A 17,284-nucleotide genomic window follows, 5' to 3' on the forward strand; every position below is an offset into this window, starting at 1 on the left:
AGAACCAAGAGGTCCTCTCCGGCTGTTTGTTCCTTTTTGATTCGAGTTCTTTGGAACTGCTAAAATCAAATCTGTTTAGTCTTCTTTTCGTTTTGTCGCAAGAACAGCAGCAGATAAAGCGATACTCACACTTGCTAGGAAGAGGGCTACTTCAGAACTGTGTTCCCCTGTAGCAGGAAGTTTCTCCTCATCTTTAGCTCCCGGAGTTTTGGTCTCAGCTACTGGACTTGGGGTGATCGGGTACTCAGGTTTTTCAACCGTTGGAGCTGCTTGATCTCCAGCTGTAGCCAGTACACCTGTGTAGGCTGGTTTTTCATTTACCAAGGCCTCAACTGCATTGACGCCACCTCTATACTCTGGAACTTCATTTGCAGCTGCGAGAACTGCATTGGCTCCACCTTTGTATTCTGGTAATTCGTGTACCAATGCTTCTGCTGCATTAACGCCACCCTTGAACTCAGGGGCTTCATGAACAGCTGCTTCTGCCGCATTAACGCCGCCCTTGAACTCAGGGACTTCATATACAGCTACTTCTGCCGCATTGACGCCACCTTTGAACTCAGGTACATCAAGAACTGGCGGTTGCTCTTCACCCTTGCTGCTTGTAGGAGCGTCTGGTTTAGCTGTTTGATCTTGTAATTTGTTGAGATAGTCTGCGAAGTACTCGACCATTCTTTCCGTCAAGAGATGGTTATCCGTCGCATATTTCATGCTCGCCTGAACTCCAGCCACTTCCTCTTGATTTTCTTTGTCCGTCAATTTCTGCGCCTTAGCTAAAGCTGCTTCATAGCCTGACAAGTCAAGAGATGTTTCTGCTACTTGTGGACGAGTAAAGATGAGTTCCGCTGCAGATTGGTATTTATCTCCACCATCTCCGTATGTCTTGGTACCAGTAAGGACAATTTTCTTAGCCTTGATTGTCTTACCAAAGTCAATGTCTTTTGGCTTGTTGTTATCTTGCCAATCTGTCACGGTGAAAGTATGTTCTTTACCAGACTCATCTGTCACAACAAGTTTTACATCACGCAAGTTACCATTTGAACCTGATCCACGTGGAACATAACGAAGTCCAGTGATTTCAGTAGGTTCTTTCAAGACCATGGTTGCAGGCTTGCCTACATCTCCTCCATTCCAAGATGTATGCCATAGGCTAGATACATTACCATCAAAGGCATTCTCTAGGCCTTCACCTGGTTGAGCTGGCGCATCCAAACTTTCAAAGTCTTCTGCTACCAAGGCTGTTTTCTTCTGAACCAAAGCATTCTTCAAGGCTTCAATCTTGGCAATCTCTGCACGCGCTTCTTCAACACTGATATCATCATCGGCCTGACTGAGGTTAAAGACCGCCTCCTTCAAAGCATCCATAGACTCTTTGGTGTAGTTGGTCATGGCTACAGTTGGCAAGTAGTTCTTGAGAGCATTTTCTGTCAACATCTTACCTGTTAGGGTAATTTCTTCGATGTGAAGATTATCCATCATGAAGTCGTTATAACCACGGAAGTTGGCATTTCCACCAGAATCACCACGAGTATTGCTTGCATTTCCAGTTGAGTAGATACCTACCCAAGTATCGCCTGTTTCTGCACCTGTCACGAGGAAGGTTGCCTTCTTGGCTTTCTTAGAATCCGTCCAAGTATTTGGCAATTCATGCATTTCCAAGTTGCTTGCTTGACTACCACGACGACCTGACTGGAATTCTCCCTTACCGACTACAAAAGCATAGGTATTGTCTGAACCTGCTTCGTATTCAAAGGTTACACGGTAGGTCTTACCAGCTTCAAAGCGGAAGTTTTGTGGGATGGTTTGGTAAACCAAGTTACGACGGCTAACTAGTCCATTGGTCTTGAGTGACCAATTTCCATCGATAACATCATCAACTTTCTTACCGTTCCAACCACGTTGTGTATATGGATCGTGCTTTTCAGACAAGTGAGTGCGGTTGTCTTCAACACCTTCGACTCCGCCCACTACGAATGGGAAGATACCTTGAGCAACATTTTCAAAGTCTTGTTTGAAGGTTCCTTGACCTGTATCGTGCTTGTCTCCATACATGCTTGAATTATTTTCAAAGGTACGAATTTCATCAAAGTAAGTTGCTTCATCACCAGCTTCACGACTCAAAGTCAGAGTAACATTTGATACGTCAGATCCTGTTGTAAAGAAGGCGTACATGTTTTGGAAGTAACTTGTATCGTCAACTGTAGCATTGTCACGACGATTGTTATGAGCATATGCTTTGATATAGTTGAGAGCGAGTGACTTATTGGTATAAGTAGTCACTTCTTTTTCGCCAGTATTCACTGTGATACTTGCCTTGGCATTACTACGGTTATCGACACCTACATAAACAGCATACTTGGTATTTGGTTTCAAACCAGTTAATTTCTGAGTGAGACTAACTTTTTCTTTGTTTCCTTGAATACGAAGCATTTCATTTGCGCCCTGTGATTTGACAATTTCTGCCTTAGAAGCATCACCAGAAATGGTCCAGTGTTTCAAAGTTCCGCTGTTAAATCCTTGGTCATAGATATGCATGCCTTCGCTCCATGACATTTCAGGATTGGTTTGTTTTGAACGGTAGAGAACGTATGGTTGATTTGCTAGAAGGTCTAGGGTAATCTTGCCATCTTTTACAGTTAGTTCTTGCTCTTCTGTCTTACCTTGGTCAGTTAGCTTGTAAAGGTAGACCTTGCTATTTGCCCAATCGCTCGGAAGGGTCCAAGTTGTTGCACCGGTCTGCGTATTAAAGTAGTACATCTTTTCCTTATCAGTAGGAAGTTTCTTACCGTTCGCATCCCAGTTCCAAGGAGTCAAGTAAGCTGAACCATCTTGGATGACACGTCCGTTGAGCGTTACTGTACGTTCACGGTATTGTGGGCTATTGACATCATTTGACTTACGAGTCACAACAACCTTGTTACCTGTCGCATCGACTAGCTCAACCTTCATTTCTGGGGTCCATTTATAGGTGCTACCGTTATCGGTCATGGTAACTGGTGTACCATTTTCCCATTTACTTACAGTGAAGTGTTGGAAGTACTTAGTCATGACGTCATGGGCAAATAAGTTGGTTACATAGCCATTGTAATCACTCCGTCCTTGCCATCCTTCAAAGTCTTTCATGCTGTAGCCACCTAGAAGTGGGTAATCTGCTGCACCACCGTAACTTCTATAGTCCCCTACCCAAGCATCTTTTTGATGGTTACGAATAAAGCGCGTGATGGCACTGTTGATACCTTTATTGGTGTAGCCACCATAGGTCAAGTCAGCTGCCCAGTGTTGGAAGGTAGAGTCGTACTCACCACCGTGTCCCCACTCGATCGCAAAGCGCCAGCCTTGTTTATTGATTTCTTTTGCAAGAACGTGGGTAGCCCAGGCACCGTTATCACCTGATTGACCATTACCCCAAACGTCCACATAGATAAAGTCGAGACCTTCACCAAGTTTTTTCTTCAAGTCTTCCCAGCGAGCCAAACGTCCATGCGCCAAGTCATAAGCAGCATCAATGTTGATACCTTGGTCTAGCCAGTTCCAGCCGTAGCTATAGCTTCCATCTGGATTCTTACGAAGAATTTTTTCATTGAAGTACTTAGACTCAGGATAAGTTTCTGAAGCGTTAACGTGGATACCTAGATGAGCTCCATATTTCTTCGCTTTCTCAATCAAGGTCTTGAAGTCTTCAACACCACCGATACGCTTACCAATATCAGCATAGTTCAAGTGACCAGAGTCATGGCCTTCGCTACCATATCCTTTAAGGAGAACACCTTGTCCTAGACCATCTGTGTGAAGATTGATCTTCTTGATACCATCCAAGGTCATAAGGAATGGGTTTTGTGCTTGTGAGCCAAAGTTCATCGCGATACGATAAGCTGTAATATCCTTAACTTTTTCCCAACCTTGGGGGTTGTTCATGATGCTACGATAAGCAATGGCACCATCCTGCCAGTCGACTTTCTTGTCCGCATTGGCATCTTCAGTGATAACAACCTTGGCACTTGGAAGTTCCTTAGTATACTCTGGGAAGACAATGCCCTTATAAGCTTTTTCCCATTGCCATTCAGAGCTGTGGATTCCTACATAGTTGGCATTTCCAACGGTTTCTTTATAAGCTGTCAAACGAGTCCAGTCATAAGAACCTCCACCGTAGCTGTTTTGAGAGTTGCTCCAAACACCTGCAGCAAGCTTATCTGTAGAAACGAATCCATACATGTAACCCTTGGCCAAGTCTTTCATTGGATTGGTTACATCGATATGATCATCTCCGCTGACATGGGTATTGTTTGACATGGTTGCCCCATCAAACTTAGCACCAGCTTGATCACTCGAAACAGAGACTAAAGCATTACCAAGGAAACTAATAGAAGAAAGTAGTTTTCTTTCGTCATCAATCTTTTGACCTGGAGTAACTTGATTGTGGTTGACAATCTTGGTCACATCAAAGTGCAACTGATTATCAACAACTTGCAGACGGACCGTCATTTCTGCATTGATAAGATTAGCATCATCACGAAGCTTCATCAAGTACTCTGCAGTTGTCTCATTGATTTTTTTGTAAGTAACTTCAGGTGTGACTTCGTGTTTGTTGATAAATACTTTATTGAATTGTTGGACTTGTCCTGGCAAGGTATGCCCGTTCAAACTGTATTCTTTAATACGAGGGAAGGCTTGGTCAATTACTGCCTTGAGTACCTTAGACTGGATCGTATCATAAGTCACCTTGCTATCGTCAACGGCCGGACCTGTTTCTTTCTGGGCAGGAGTATCATCTGATTTTACACCTTCTTGATTGTCTGTTTTAACGCTGACAACTGTACGCTCATTGCCATAGGAACCAGCTTTTAGGACGATTTTCTTCTCATTTTTGAGAGTTTCATTAACAGCTGCTGGCAAAGTGACCGTATCAAAGAGTTTCTCATCATTATTCGTTGCATTGAGTTGTCCATCTGATTTGAGAGTGATAGAAAGACGGTTTACAGAACCTGGTTCTGGTGCTGCTACACGGTTGCCCTTATACCAGGTGCTATCGGTTGAAGATTTATACTCCCAGAACCAGCCGTCCTTGTCATAACCAACAAAAACATTGTTCTTGGTATCTTTAAATTTCAAGAAGACACCGAAGCGTGATTTGCCCTTTTCAGAATCATCTTTGAAGGTTAAATCAACCGTCGCATTTCCATTAGCGTCAACTGTCAATCCTTGTTTTTCAAACAAGGCTGGTTTATCGCCATTGTCGTTCTGTGCAGTTGAGGACAATTGATTGTAGCGGACACCTTTTTCTTCTCGGATAGTAACTGTTCCCTGTTGTTCTTTATTCGCTACTGTTTGCCATTCAGGGGTTACTGTCTTAGGTGTTTCAGGTTTAGCAGCTGCAGGTTTATCCTCTTTTGGTTTTTCTTCAGCCGGTTTTTCTTTCTCTTCCAAGTCTGCTGGTTTCACACTTGAAATTCCCTGCATGTGGTCTTGAATCCATTTTAGTTGAGCTGGTGAAAAGAGAATGCCACCGCTCCGTTTTCCAACTACACCATTTTGGTGAACACCGACTAGTTTGCCTTCTGTATCAAAGATACCGCCACCACTAGCACCCGGTTTTCCTCCTTGGTAACCAATCCCTTGGACACCTTCTCCGTATGGTTCCGCAAAATCAACTGTAGTATTGACAATCGGATTCAATTTCCCTTCTGGATAACCAAAGACATGGAGCTTATCTCCGATTTTCTTAACTACTGGCTTTTTGGTTACTTCAACAGGCGTGTTTTCGAGAACTGTACGCAATCTCACAAGGGCCAAATCATTCTTGAAGCCCTTTAGGTAGCCTTCACGATCCCAATGAATGATATCTTTCTTGCTAAACTTGACATCTGGCAATCCTGGATAAGAGATACTATAGATATCTCCATCCCCCTGATCATTGTCCACAACCTTACGGATATTGCCGTCTTGGCTATCCTTGATAAAGTTATGAGAAACCGTCAAAACAAGGTCTTTTGCAACGACAATACCGCTACCTTCTCCTGATGGCGTCTTGATCTTAACAGTTGCGCCGTAGTTTAATTCCCCATTGGTAGTCTTAGCCACATCTTCTGGGACGAGCTTTCCAGTATCTTGGGCTAATTGATCCTTGTCAACTTCACGCCCATTGTCTTCAGCTTTCTCCAACTTATCTTCTAATTCTTTTGGCAGATTGCTTGGCTTTTCAGACTTTTCTTTTTCTTGAGCCAACAACTCTTCTTCTGTTTGAGAGCCTTCAGTAGTTTCAGCTGAACCAGGATTCTGAACAGCAGCTTCCTTGTCGAAATCGTGCCCCTCATCACTAGCCTTCTTATCCAAATCAGCTAGTTCACTCGGTAAATTAGTTGTTGAACCAACCCTTGCTTGATCAGCCAACACTGGGGCAGTAGCAAAGAAAGTCGCTCCAATCATCACCGAAGCTACTCCAAGCGTAAACTTACGAATACTAAACTTACAGCGTTTTTCAAAAAATTGTTTATCCATAAACTCCTTAATCCTTTCACTTTACAGTAAGCGTTTACATTTCTTTTTTAAAAAATACTCCTTTCTCTGAAAGTACCGTGCTTAACTGTCATAAATAAAAAAATAATTATGCTTTTAATATAACAAATAATATCTAAGAAAGCAATAGGAAAAAGGAAAATTCGCAAAAATTTCTCAAGACACCCCAAATTTAAAAGCTCGCTTTAAAGATATAAAAAGGACTTAGCATCCAAGAGGAATACTAAATCCTTTCTCCTATCCTGCAAAATTATTTCACATGGTTTGCGAGGTCTTCTTGAGCCTTCTTATTAGACTCTTCTTTTTCTTTCAACCAGTTTTCTTGAGCTTTTTGGTACTCTTCTGTTGTTACCGCCTTGTCTTGTACATCTAGGTATTTATACAAGAGGGCTTCGCTCGTACCCTTGTTACCAGAGTATGCAAACGGAAGTGTAAATGGTACCATCTTAGACAACATTGGACGACCAGTTTGAGAAGTTGTTGGGATGAGCAAGGCACTGTCTGTCAACCAAGCTTGGGCAGCAGCATATTTTTCATAACGTTTTGAAACGTCAGTAGTTTCTTCCCCAGCTTCCACAACCATTTTTTCGTAGTCTTCCAAACCAACTTGCTTGGCAGCAGCGTTATTTGTTCCAGAGTCAAATCCTAGGAAAGTCTTCGTATTTTCTCCGACAGATGGCTTGATGATATCAAGGTAGGTAGAAGGGTCTGCAAAGTCTGGAGACCAACCAACGTTATCTGAGATATCCCAATCTTCACCAGCAGCAGTCTCGGCAAAGTAAGTGATGTTCAAGACATCGTCTTTTTGAAGTTGTTGGATATCCACAACTACATTATCTGTTCCCAAAGTTGCTTCAAGTGACTGTTTCAAAGATTGCACACGTTGAACTTTCGTTGTGTTTGTTTGATCCACAGGCATGTCCAAGTGGATTGGGAATTTCACACCTTCTGCTTGGAGAGCTGTCTTAGCTTTAGCAAACTCTGCTTTGGCCTTATCTGGGTTGTAGAGTCCATCTTGAGCATCATCCAAGTTCACGTTGCTCCACTCATCACCATAAGTCACCAATTTGTCTTTGACCATTTCGCCAAAGTTCTTTCCATCTGCCTGTACAAATGTAGGAGGAACAAACAAGTTACGAAGCAGTTTAGTTGCCCCGCTTGCACCATTTACTTGAGAAGCATAGGCTGTTCTATCGAAACCAAAAGCAAGAGCTTGACGGAAGTCTTTGTTTAGAAGAGCTTTCTTGGTTGATGTTTTTTCTTCATCCGTTGTCTTAGAAGTGTACTTATAAGACTGACGATCAATATTCGTACCTACTAAATAAGTAGTCGAATCCTGTGGGGTATAAACGATGTTATCTTTAAATGATTTCTCAATCTCTGGATAGCTAGCGCTTGTTGGGAAGAGACGTGCCATTGTAAAGCTGCCGTCTTTGAAAGCTTCAGTTGGTTTGTTGGTATCTTGTCCATCCCAGAATGATAATTTAACCTTATCGATATGGACATTGTCCTTATCCCAGTAGTTAGGATTTTTCGCAAATTCGACAGAAGATTTAGCAACAATTGATTTGAGTAAGAATGGACCATTGTAGAGAATACTGCTTGAATCAGTTCCCTTAGCGAAGTCATCCCCTTTAGAGTTCAAGAACTCTTCATTTACTGGAGCCAAAACTCCCATCGTTGTCTTAGAATTCCAGAAGCTTTCTGGCTTGTTCAATGTATACTGAACTGTATAATCATCAAGGGCTTTGATTCCTACTTGAGAGAAGTCTGTAATTTCTCCTTTCACATAGGCGTCCAATCCTTTGATTGATTCTTGAACTAAATAAAGACCATCAGATTTTTTATCAGCAGCATATTTAAGCCCTGTTACAAAGTCTTGAGCTTTGACTTCTGCGTATTCCTCACCTTCAGAGGTATACCATTTTGCATCCTTACGAAGCGTATACGTGTAAGTCAAGCCGTCCTTAGATACAGACCAATCCTCAGCCATAGATGGCACAAAGTTACCATAGCGGTCATTTTCGAGCAAACCATCAATAACGTTGCTCGTAATATTTGCTGTAGCTGCCTTACCAGTTGTCAAATAGTTTAGGTTATCAGGATCCGTTTCATAAATGTATGAGAATGTCTTCTCACCTTTAGCACTTGAGCTTGATCCAGAGCACGCAGCCAGAGTACCAGCTGCCAATAATGTCACACCCGCAAGGGCAAGTAATTTTGAACTTTTCATCATTTTCTCCTTTAAAATTTACATCCCATTATAGACTCTTTTCAGAAAGTTGTCAACAGAATTTTCAGAATTTTTGAATGATTTTAGCATTTTCTGAAAAATATTTTTTTGATAGATATCCTTAGTATTAAATTCCAATTTGTATAACTTACGATTTCCAAAATACAAACGGTCAAACCAGAGGTAAAAATCAGATTTTTTATCATTTTTTTGCTATGATTAGATAGAAGAAAAGCTGAGGAGGAGACAATGATATTAATTACAGGTGCAAATGGTCAGCTCGGTACCGAACTACGTTATTTACTAGATGAACGAAATGTGGACTATGTTGCAGTGGATGTGGCCGAAATGGATATCACTAATGCTGAAATGGTTGATAAGGTATTTGCTGAGGTCAAGCCAACTCTGGTCTATCATTGTGCAGCCTACACTGCTGTGGATGCGGCTGAAGACGAGGGGAAAGAACTGGATTTTGCCATAAACGTAACTGGAACTGAAAATGTAGCCAAGGCCTCTGAGAAATACGGAGCTACCCTGGTCTATATCTCAACAGACTATGTCTTTGATGGGAAAAAACCCGTCGGACAAGAATGGGAAGTCGATGACCTACCTGATCCGCAGACAGAGTACGGGCGTACCAAGCGAATGGGTGAAGAACTTGTTGAAACCCTTACGTCACAGCATTACATCATCCGTACTGCTTGGGTCTTTGGAAATTATGGCAAAAACTTTGTCTTTACCATGCAAAATCTAGCCAAATCCCATAAAACACTCACAGTAGTCAACGACCAACACGGCCGCCCAACCTGGACACGTACCTTGGCTGAGTTCATGACCTACTTGACTGAAAATCAAAAAGAATTTGGCTACTACCACTTATCAAATGACTCAACTGAAGACACCACTTGGTATGACTTTGCTATTGAAATTCTTAAGGGCAGTGATGTTGAAGTAATCCCTGTAGATTCCAGCAAGTTCCCTGCTAAGGCTAAACGTCCCCTCAACTCAACCATGAGTTTAGCCAAAGCGAAGGCGACAGGTTTCGTCATTCCAACATGGCAAGATGCCCTCAAAGAATTTTATAAACAAGAAGTAAGAAAATAAAAGATTACGACATACATAAAAAGCAAGAGACCATGAGGTCTCCTGCTTTTTAGTATCTGATTATTTAATCACTTGTTGCGTTTTAGCATAGTTAGCCTCGACTGCTTCTTTTTCAGATTTCCACCAGTCTTGGTTGTCTGTGTACCATTTGATGGTCTCTTTGAGACCTGCTTCAAAATTGGTAAACTCTGGCTCCCACCCTAGTTCATCACGAAGCTTGCTAGCGTCAATGGCATAGCGAAGGTCGTGACCAGCTCGGTCCGTCACATGATCATAAGCATCAGCTGGTTGCCCCATCTCCTTGAGGATGAGTTCCAGCACTTCCTTGTTGTTCTTCTCGCCATCCGCACCAATCAAGTAGGTTTCACCGATTTGACCTTTGGTCAGAATCGTCCAAACACCTGATGAATGGTCATTGGTGTGAATCCAGTCACGGACATTCTTACCCTCACCATAGAGTTTTGGCTTGATGCCGCTCAGGATATTGGTGATTTGGCGCGGAATGAACTTCTCGATATGCTGGTAAGGGCCATAGTTGTTTGAACAGTTAGAAATAGTCGCTTTGACACCAAATGAGCGAACCCAAGCTTTGACAATCAAGTCTGAAGCTGCCTTGGTTGATGAGTAAGGCGAGCTTGGATTGTACTTGGTTTCAGCTGTAAACTTCTCACCTGGGCCTTCTCCATGACCTGGCAAATCTTCACGCAGAGGCAGATCCCCATAGACTTCGTCAGTCGACACATGGTGGAAACGAAGGTTATATTTACGAGCTGCTTCCAATAGAGTGTAGGTCCCGATGAAGTTAGTGTAGATAAAGGGGCTCGGGTCATTGAGCGAGTTGTCATTATGGCTTTCTGCAGCGTAATGAACGATAGCATCCGCTTCAGCCGCCAGCTTGTCTACCAAGGCTGCATCAGCAATATCTCCAACAACCAACTCAACACGATCACCTAAAATTTCTTCAATATTGGCACGATTACCCGCATAAGTCAGCTTGTCCAGCACTGTCACATGGACGTCTGGAAAGTTCTTGTAAACATAATGAACAAAGTTAGAACCGATAAAACCAGCCCCACCTGTCACGATAATATTCTTGTATTCAGTCATTTTTATTCCTTAACTTTTTTACAAATCTTCTTTTCTTAGTGGTTTGACATCCTTAAGTAGGGGATGATGTTTATCAGCTTCTGAGACTTCTGCTGCTTCTAGGTTTTCCCACTCGATTCCCAAGGCTGGGTCTGCATAGTTGACAAAGGCATATTTAGGCTTGAGTTCAAGTGCCCAGTAGTCATTGACAAGATAGCTATAAGCAACTGTATCCGAGAGGACTTGGAAACCATTGGCTACGCCACGAGGGACAAAGATTCCCTTACTTGCATCAATCTCGGTCTGATAAACATTTCCAAAAGTCTCACCCTCACGCAAGTCCACCCAAGATCCTAGAACCTTCCCATTATCTGCAACAGAGATGTACTTGTCCCAAGGCTCAGCATGGAGGCCTCGAAGAACATTTTTGCGAGAAAAGCTGACGTTATTTTGCAGTTTCCCTTCAGCAAAGAAGCTTTCAGGAAAGCCAAGTGGCACCATCTTTTCCTTCTGGAAATTTTCCTTAAACCAGCCACGATTGTCACCATGAACTGGAATATCAAACTCTAACATACCTGGAATGGCATCAATCTTGCGCACTGCAAGTGTCTTGCCGAAAAAATTATCAGTCATCTAGATTTCTCCAATCAAACGGAGCAAGTATTGCCCGTATTCATTCTTCTTAAGAGGTTGCGCCAATTCCAGTACATCTTCACGACTGATATAACCCATACGATAGGCAATTTCTTCCAGATTGGCAACCTGAACATTTTGCATTCGTTGAACCGTTTCGATATATTGGGAAGCCTCTAACAAGCTCTCATGCGTCCCTGTATCCAACCAGGCAAAACCACGCCCCATCACCTCAACAGACAAATCCCCACGCTTCAAATAAGCATTATTGACATCTGTGATTTCCAACTCACCACGTGCGCTTGGTTTGATCTGTTTGGCAATATCCACAACATCATTATCATAGAAATAAAGACCCGTCACTGCATAGTTAGAGCGAGGATGCTCCGGTTTTTCTTCTATGGAAATGGCATTCATGTTTTCATCAAACTCGACCACACCAAAACGCTCTGGGTCCTTCACTTGATAACCAAAAACAGTCGCACCCTTCTCTTTATGGGCTGCCTTTTGAAGCATTCTGCTCAAACCAGGTCCATGATAGATATTATCTCCCAAGATCAAAGCAACACTATCGTCACCGATAAATTCTTCACCGATAAGAAAAGCCTGAGCAAGTCCATCTGGACTTGGCTGTTCCGCATAAGAAAGTTTAATCCCAAATTCGGAACCATCCAAGAGCAGGTCCTTAAAGCGGGGTAAATCCTGTGGTGTTGAGATGATCAAAATGTCCTTAATCCCTGCCAACATCAAGGTTGACAAAGGATAGTAAATCATGGGTTTATCATAAACCGGCATCAGCTGTTTTGATGCAGCTCGTGTAAGGGGGTACAGTCGGGTACCTGAGCCACCCGCAAGAATAATACCTTTCATAATAGGTTTCCTTTCTGGCTAATTACCTATCCTATATTCTATTTCATTTTGTCCCAAATTCTCTAAGGAATTTACTTCAATTTGGATAAGGCAGCTTTTAAATAGGCTCCGTCTCGAAGAGCAGCTCCAACTTTCCTAACTTGTTCTGAAAGTTCCTTGTAGTCTTGAAGTGTCAAATCATCTAGTACTTTTTGGAGGTCGTGTAGAGAATCAACTGCTAGACCACACTGTTTATCCAGAACAAAATGCGCAAGGGCAGACTCTTTCCAAACCACTAGAGGAAAGCCCGAAGCCAAATAAAGAGAGGCCTTGTGCGAGTTGTTAAAGCGTAGATAGTTTCCGTAAGAACCTTGGCAGGTTTCTGAGCTGTCTCCGTCCCAGACCAAACCAAAACTACCTTCAAGAGCAGCTGGGAGGTCATCTGGCATAAAGGAACCAAAGTAGCTAGTGTTTTTCAATGCACGACTTTCATCATAGCCCACTCCATACAAGTTATAGGCTGGCTGGTCTGGCAAGTTATAAAGATAACCTGACTTTGCAGGGTTCAAATTTCCAGCTACGATAATGGGCTGGTCTTTTTGGAGATTTGGTTTTTCAGCAAAGTTTGGAATCAGGTAGTCAAAAATTTCCAAGCTAACCATTTTATCTGCTGGCACTCCTTGACCTACCAGAACTTTCTTCATGATATCGTTATGAACGATAATCCCATCCACTGACATCAAAGCTTTCTTTTCCTGGAAGTAATTGCGCACTTTATGACGAAATTTCACTTCCGAACCTGCCGCATGACGCAAGGTTTCAATATCATGGATCAACAGATAGAATTTTGCTCCTCTTTTTTGCGCCTGCTTAATGAGTTGTGAGATGAAAAATGTATGGTGGATAATAGGGAACTGAATCACCAATTCATCTTCGGTTCCCAACTGATCAAACACAGACTTGGTCGCACGATATTTGTGTTGTTGAGCTTTAAAGAAATTCATCTTATACCAATTCTCAACCTTGAGCTCCAAGCCCTCATAACCCTCTGAGATTAGAATAGCTTCCACGTCATTTCGTGCCTTACTCCCTGCATTCTTTTCGTGTGCATTATGCAGAAATGAATCCTTCAGATAATATTTCACCTTTTCTCCCCTTTATCCGTGATGTTCTTAGATACTCCCTAGTTCTTCTTCTACCACATCCAATGCACGTTCAACAGTCACGTGCATATCATAGTATTTATAATCTGCCAAGCGCCCACAGAAAATAACACGCCCATTTTTCTCAGCTTCTGCTAGATACTGCTCATAAATAGCATTGTTTTTGGCATCATTGATTGGATAGTAAGGTTCATCTCCTCTCTTCCAATCTGCTGGATATTCTCGAGTAATAACCGTCTTGTTCTGAGTCCCAAACTCAAAATGTTTGTGTTCGATGATACGCGTATAGGGAATATCACGCTCAGTATAGTTGACTACAGCATTTCCTTGATAATTTTCTTGGTCCAGAATCTCATGCTCAAAACGGAGACTACGATACTCTAGTTCACCAAACTTATAGTCAAAGAACTGATCAATCATCCCTGTAAAGACAATCTTAGTTGCTGAAGTCTCCAAGTTCTCACGATCAGCAAAGAAATCTGTATTAAGCTCTACTTCGATTCCTTCCAACAACTTTTCGATGATGACATTGTAACCACCAATAGGAATGCCTTGGTAGCGGTCGTTGAAATAATTGTTATCATAGGTCAATCGAACAGGTAAACGCTTGATGATAAAAGGTGGTAGTTCAGTAGCAGAACGCCCCCATTGCTTTTCGGTGTAGCCCTTGATTAGCTTTTCATAGACATCCGTACCAATCAACTTAATGGCTTGTTCCTCTAAGTTTTTTGGCTCAACATCTTGCATGTGCGTCGTCTGCTCAGCAATTTTGTCCTTGACTTCTTGGGGTGTCTTTGTCCCCCACAAAGCATAGAAAGTATTCATGTTAAAAGGCAGATTGTAAAGATGTCCTTGATAGTTGGCAATAGGAGAATTGATGTAATTGTTAAACTCCGCAAACTGATTGACATAGTCCCAGACCTTTTTATTGGATGTATGGAAGATATGAGCCCCATACTTGTGGACATTGATTCCTTCAACAGATTGGCAATAGATATTCCCGCCAATGTGTTCTCGTTTATCAATCACCTTCACCTTCTTGCCACGTTTGTTAGCTTCATGGGCAAAGATTGCACCTGACAAGCCAGCACCGACAATCAAATAATCGTACATAAAATCTCCTTATTTCTTTAAAACACTTTTTAGTTCTTGAAAATCCAAGACACGTAAGACCAAAACCAAGCCACCATAGACTAGGAAGCCAAGGACAGCATAAATCAAGACATTCACAACAGACGAGAAGTGCATGAAAGCTTGTACAGAATACAAGGCACCGTACATCAAGAGAGCAGCTAAAAATATTTTTAGCATAGATGGAAGGATCTTGACCTCTTTTAGATACGAACGTGTAAAGTAGAGTTGGATGAGCCAGACTAAACCTTCAGTCGCGACAGATACGATCGACGCTCCAATATAGCCCAGAGGCGGGATCAAGAGGAGATTCAAGCCTACACTGAAAATAGCTGGAATAGTTGTTGACAGCATAAATTCACGATTGCGATTATGAGGTATCAGAATCTGGATTCCCATTATGTTAGTCCAGCCAATAAAGAACATTCTAAAAACCATGATGGCAATCGCATAACGAGCATCTTGGAAGTCTTGCCCCAAGAAAAATTGAACAAAATCTTTGTTGACAATCAAAATCCCCGCAATCATCGGGAAGATAACCAAGTTATAAACCAGAAAGGACATTTCATGTAACTTGTTAACCGCCTTTTGATTGCCTGATGACAGGAGATTAGAGACCCGAGGCAACATGACACTACCAAGCGACGTTACCAAGGTCAACAAAATATTCAATAATTTCAAGGCTTGGTCATAGATCCCGACATCCTTGGTCGAAGACAAGGCACCTAACATTGTGCGATCTAGCGTGATGTAGAGCGAAATGGCAATCTGCGGCAGAAACAAAAGAATGACTGGTTTGATATGCTCTTTGACATAGGCTATATCCAGATGTGGCTTGCGAATGTGTTCCCGAGCAGGAAGCCACATACTCAACTGACCTAGTAGATCATAGGCAACCAAGAGGATGATATACAAGTACAAGTCAGATGGTTTCTTAACAAATAGGAAAATCGAAACAACACCTAGAAGTTTGACCATTGTGTTACGAGCTGTAATTTTTTTGAAATCTTCTAATCCTTGAAAAAGCCAAGAAATATCAAAACCACGAGACAGCAAACTAAAGCCAAGTATATAGGCAATTGGATTGTTCATTGACGGTACAAGCAAACAAACACTTATATAAAGTATAACCGCTAAACAGGTTGAAAGGACTTGTAAACTGTAAATACCCCAGAAGGTCTTTTCAACTTCCTTACGATGGCCGGAAATTTCCTTGGTCCCATAATTGGCTACTCCCAGCGTCGCTAGTAGGATAAAATAAGTCACGATAGAGTTATAGTATCCGTAAGATCCCAAATCATCCGAAGAGAAAACTCGGGTGATATAGGGAGTTGTAATCACTGGTAGGACGATGACAAGTAACTGATAGGACAGATTGTACAAGTAATTTTTTAAAACTCTCACACGGCTTCCCCCATCTCAGATTTTTCTCCTTCAAATTCCATCGCTGGGATGGTAGCAAAAAGAAGGAACATAAAAATATTGTATGATGGACGAACCCAGAAGGCCTCAAACATACAATTGACTGTTACTAAGGCCAGGCAGGTTAACAATAAATAGTTCTTCCTACGATAGAGAGTCCAAGACTGAACCATGTATAGGCATACCAACATAACAACTGGAATCAAACCGTAAGTAAATAACATTTGTACATAAGACGAATCTACATAGTCATAGTTCAAAACCGTTTCTGTCTTTCCTCCATATCCAACAAAGGAAATTCCACGAATTCCAAATAACTGTACGCCATATTTCTTAAGCGCTTCATGTCCCAAATACAATCGCATTCCGAAAAAGTTATTCAGAGAAACATATATTGGATGAGACCAACTAAACTTGTTGGATAGATAAATCATGACCGAAGAAGCGATACCAGCCGAAAAAGGCAGTAGGGAAAATAAACGCCATTCAGTCTTGTTACGATAATAAAAGTATAGAAAAATTCCTGTTGCTGCTAAGATGGAGCCTGCATTTAAACGGGCATCACAATAAACAATAATAAAGGCCGCCAAGGCTACACCTGATAGGGTTCTCAGGAAGATAAACTTCTTTCTAAGGAGATAGGAAAGGGCAGTAAAGAGATAGAAACAATGAGAAGCAAAGTCGGTTGGATAGATAAAACCAAAAGAGTTACGTACAACCACTCCCACGGGGCGAGTTTGAACAAACTGTAAATTAGGAATAACATTGACTAACGATAGTAAAATAATAAGAACTATAAAAGATAAACTCGTCCAAGTATAAATTTTAAGTATAGACTCTAAATCTGCTTTGTAAAGAAAAACAATTAACAGCAAAAACATTAAACCATTTAAGTTTCCTGCCTTATAATAAACCATACTTCCAACTAAAATGAGGGTAGGTGCAAATATTAAAAAACTCAAAGAATAGTTACGAATATATAAAAAACGCACAGCTAGTAACATGATTGCAAAGAAAGGAACAAAATTAGGTATACTAGGTAATACAGGTGCTAACATTGAAGTGTTTATCATATCTATAGAAATTATCACAAATAAAACTGCTGTCACGAGCAATTTATCACGTTCTATCTTTAACATTTTCTTTTTCC

10 protein-coding genes are annotated in these 17,284 nt (G+C 41.7%); 1 reads left to right on the plus strand and 9 read right to left on the minus strand.

The annotated features are described in order from the left end of the window. Positions 1 to 75: 75 nt before the first annotated feature. Positions 76 to 6,495: a SpGH101 family endo-alpha-N-acetylgalactosaminidase gene (locus ACIY14_RS02630; RefSeq protein ID WP_409001418.1), complete on the minus strand. Its 6,420-nt coding sequence runs from the start codon at positions 6,493 to 6,495 to the stop codon at positions 76 to 78. Between the two features lie 268 nt (positions 6,496 to 6,763). Beyond that, positions 6,764 to 8,746, minus strand: a complete 1,983-nt coding sequence (locus tag ACIY14_RS02635; RefSeq protein WP_409001419.1) for a peptide ABC transporter substrate-binding protein — start codon at positions 8,744 to 8,746, stop codon at positions 6,764 to 6,766. A 249-nt stretch (positions 8,747 to 8,995) separates the two neighbouring features. Between ACIY14_RS02635 and rfbD the strand changes: the two genes are divergently transcribed. After that, positions 8,996 to 9,850, plus strand: a complete 855-nt coding sequence (rfbD, locus tag ACIY14_RS02640; protein ID WP_409001420.1) for a dTDP-4-dehydrorhamnose reductase — start codon at positions 8,996 to 8,998, stop codon at positions 9,848 to 9,850. Between the two features lie 60 nt (positions 9,851 to 9,910). Here rfbD and rfbB read toward each other — a convergent pair whose 3' ends face one another. The 7 genes from rfbB to ACIY14_RS02675 form a co-directional block, all read right to left on the minus strand. Continuing rightward, positions 9,911 to 10,957, minus strand: coding sequence for a dTDP-glucose 4,6-dehydratase (rfbB, locus tag ACIY14_RS02645; protein ID WP_295588608.1), 1,047 nt, complete (start codon positions 10,955 to 10,957; stop codon positions 9,911 to 9,913). A gap of 18 nt (positions 10,958 to 10,975) precedes the next feature. Continuing rightward, a complete protein-coding gene (locus tag ACIY14_RS02650; RefSeq protein ID WP_000131474.1) occupies positions 10,976 to 11,569 on the minus strand; it encodes a dTDP-4-dehydrorhamnose 3,5-epimerase family protein in 594 nt (197 codons plus the stop codon). Continuing rightward, positions 11,570 to 12,439 carry a glucose-1-phosphate thymidylyltransferase RfbA gene (gene rfbA, locus ACIY14_RS02655; RefSeq protein WP_409001421.1) on the minus strand — a complete coding sequence of 290 codons (870 nt, stop codon included), beginning with the start codon at positions 12,437 to 12,439 and terminating at the stop codon, positions 11,570 to 11,572. A 71-nt stretch (positions 12,440 to 12,510) separates the two neighbouring features. Continuing rightward, positions 12,511 to 13,563, minus strand: a complete 1,053-nt coding sequence (locus tag ACIY14_RS02660; RefSeq protein WP_409001422.1) for a galactofuranosyltransferase — start codon at positions 13,561 to 13,563, stop codon at positions 12,511 to 12,513. Positions 13,564 to 13,590: 27 nt separating this feature from the next. Then, positions 13,591 to 14,694, minus strand: a complete 1,104-nt coding sequence (gene glf / locus ACIY14_RS02665; protein ID WP_409001423.1) for a UDP-galactopyranose mutase — start codon at positions 14,692 to 14,694, stop codon at positions 13,591 to 13,593. Between the two features lie 9 nt (positions 14,695 to 14,703). Further along, a complete protein-coding gene (locus ACIY14_RS02670; RefSeq protein ID WP_409001424.1) occupies positions 14,704 to 16,116 on the minus strand; it encodes a flippase in 1,413 nt (470 codons plus the stop codon). Further along, positions 16,113 to 17,273, minus strand: coding sequence for a polysaccharide polymerase (locus ACIY14_RS02675; protein WP_409001425.1), 1,161 nt, complete (start codon positions 17,271 to 17,273; stop codon positions 16,113 to 16,115). Before ACIY14_RS02675 ends, ACIY14_RS02670 begins: the two co-directional genes overlap by 4 nt. Positions 17,274 to 17,284 lie beyond the last annotated feature (11 nt).

This window comes from Streptococcus sp. ST16 (assembly GCF_046098135.1).
Taxonomy (GTDB): domain Bacteria; phylum Bacillota; class Bacilli; order Lactobacillales; family Streptococcaceae; genus Streptococcus.

Excerpts from the sequence above, each read along its gene's own strand:
- ACIY14_RS02630 (WP_409001418.1), bottom strand. The coding sequence starts at position 6,495 with ATGGATAAACAATTTTTTGAAAAACGCTGTAAGTTTAGTATTCGTAAG.
- ACIY14_RS02635 (WP_409001419.1), bottom strand. The coding sequence starts at position 8,746 with ATGAAAAGTTCAAAATTACTTGCCCTTGCGGGTGTGACATTATTGGCA.
- rfbD (WP_409001420.1), top strand. The coding sequence starts at position 8,996 with ATGATATTAATTACAGGTGCAAATGGTCAGCTCGGTACCGAACTACGT.
- rfbB (WP_295588608.1), bottom strand. The coding sequence starts at position 10,957 with ATGACTGAATACAAGAATATTATCGTGACAGGTGGGGCTGGTTTTATC.
- ACIY14_RS02650 (WP_000131474.1), bottom strand. The coding sequence starts at position 11,569 with ATGACTGATAATTTTTTCGGCAAGACACTTGCAGTGCGCAAGATTGAT.
- rfbA (WP_409001421.1), bottom strand. The coding sequence starts at position 12,439 with ATGAAAGGTATTATTCTTGCGGGTGGCTCAGGTACCCGACTGTACCCC.
- glf (WP_409001423.1), bottom strand. The coding sequence starts at position 14,694 with ATGTACGATTATTTGATTGTCGGTGCTGGCTTGTCAGGTGCAATCTTT.
- ACIY14_RS02675 (WP_409001425.1), bottom strand. The coding sequence starts at position 17,273 with ATGTTAAAGATAGAACGTGATAAATTGCTCGTGACAGCAGTTTTATTT.